The organism is Nonomuraea lactucae, from assembly GCF_003313395.1.
Lineage (GTDB): Bacteria > Actinomycetota > Actinomycetes > Streptosporangiales > Streptosporangiaceae > Nonomuraea > Nonomuraea lactucae.
In genome coordinates this window covers 1-1,558 of the sequence record NZ_QNFZ01000129.1, presented here as the reverse complement: position 1 = coordinate 1,558, position 1,558 = coordinate 1, and the positions used below count along the sequence as shown (strand labels likewise).

The 1,558-nt window shown below is 71.4% G+C and carries 1 protein-coding gene; it reads left to right on the top strand.

Annotated features, from left to right (window positions below):
* Positions 1–1,472, top strand: a 1,472-nt coding sequence (locus DQW85_RS09125) for an LCP family protein (RefSeq protein WP_162794856.1), incomplete at its 5' end; no start/stop codon positions are given.
* Between the last annotated feature and the right edge of the window lie 86 nt (positions 1,473–1,558).

The window sequence follows — 1,558 nt, the reverse complement described above, 5'->3', positions numbered from 1 at the left end:
CCAGGGCGCGGGGCGGCGCGCCTCGCTTCGCCAAGCCGCTGACCGTCGGCTCCATCCTCGGCTGGACCGCCCTGTCCGCCATCGCGCCCGGCGCCGCGCACCTGCGCGCCGGCCACCGCCGCACCGGGCTGGCGCTGCTCACCGCGTACGGGATCCTCCTGATCGCCGGGCTCGCGTTCGCGCTGACGCGCAACAAGGACAACATCAGCGCCTTCGCCGGCGACAGCATGCTGGTGACGGTCATCGTCGTGGCCTCGGTAGGCGCGCTGTGCTGGTTCGCGCTGCTGGTGACCTCGTACGTGGCCCTCAACCCCAACCGGCTCAGCCAGCAGGGCCAGATCGTCTCCGGCATCGTGGTGGGCGTGCTGTGCGTGGCGGTGATGTCCCCGTTCGCGCTCACGGCCAACACCGTGCTGACCTTCCGATCGACGATCCGCCACATCTTCCCCAGCGTCCCGACGGACCCCGAGGTGGCGCCGGTCAAGGAGGAGGACCCGTGGAACGGCAAGGACCGGGTCAACTTCCTGCTGGTCGGCGGTGACGCGGCGGGCAACCGCACCGGTGTGCGTACCGACAGCATGACGGTCGCGAGCGTGCACATCCCGACGGGCAACACCGTGCTGTTCAGCCTCCCGCGCAACCTGCAGCACGTGCGCTTCCCCCCGACGTCGCCGCTGCACAGGCAGTTCCCCAACGGCTACATGGCCGAGCTGGGCCAGGGCGGCCTGCTCAACGAGGTGTGGCAGTACGCCAACGACCACCCGGAGATCATGGGCGGCAAGAACAAAGGCGCGCGGGCGCTGATGGACGCCATCGGCTACACGCTCAACCTCAAGATCGACTACTACGCGCTGATGAACATGTACGGCTTCGCCGACCTCGTGGACGCCATCGGCGGCCTCAAGATCCGCGTCGAGCGGGACGTCAAGTGGGGCGGCCTGTACGGCACGGCGGGCACCATCAGGGCGGGGTACCGGCGGCTGTCGGGCGAGCAGGCCCTCTGGTACGGCCGGTCGCGGGTGGGCAGCGACGACTTCTCCCGCATGGGCCGCCAGCGCTGCGTCATCGGCGCCTTCGCCAAGCAGGCCACCCCGGACAAGATCCTGATGAACTTCACCGCGATCGCCGGCGCCACGAAGCGCCTGGCGCAGACGAACATCCCGCAGCCGCTGGTGGAGCCGCTGGTGGCGCTCGCGGTGAAGGTGAAGGGCGCCAAGATCACCAGCGTGCAGTTCGTACCGCCGGACTTCTGGCCGGGCTCCCCCGACTGGGCCAAGATCCGCCGTACCTCGGCCAAGGCCGTCGCGGACTCGGTCAAGCCCGCCCGCCGGGCCGCCGCGGCGGCCGCCTCTCCCGGCACCTCCACGGCGACGACCGGCCCCTCGGGCCCGGTGGCCGCCAAGCCCACCCAGACCCCGACCCGCAACAGCCAGAGATCCGCCAAGACACTGGAAGAACTCTGCGGCATCTGACCGCCCGGAGCGGCCCCTCGGCAAGGGCGGCGCCGCCCCACACGACCGCGGCGGCCCCGCACGACCGCCGCGACGTGGCGGGCGCG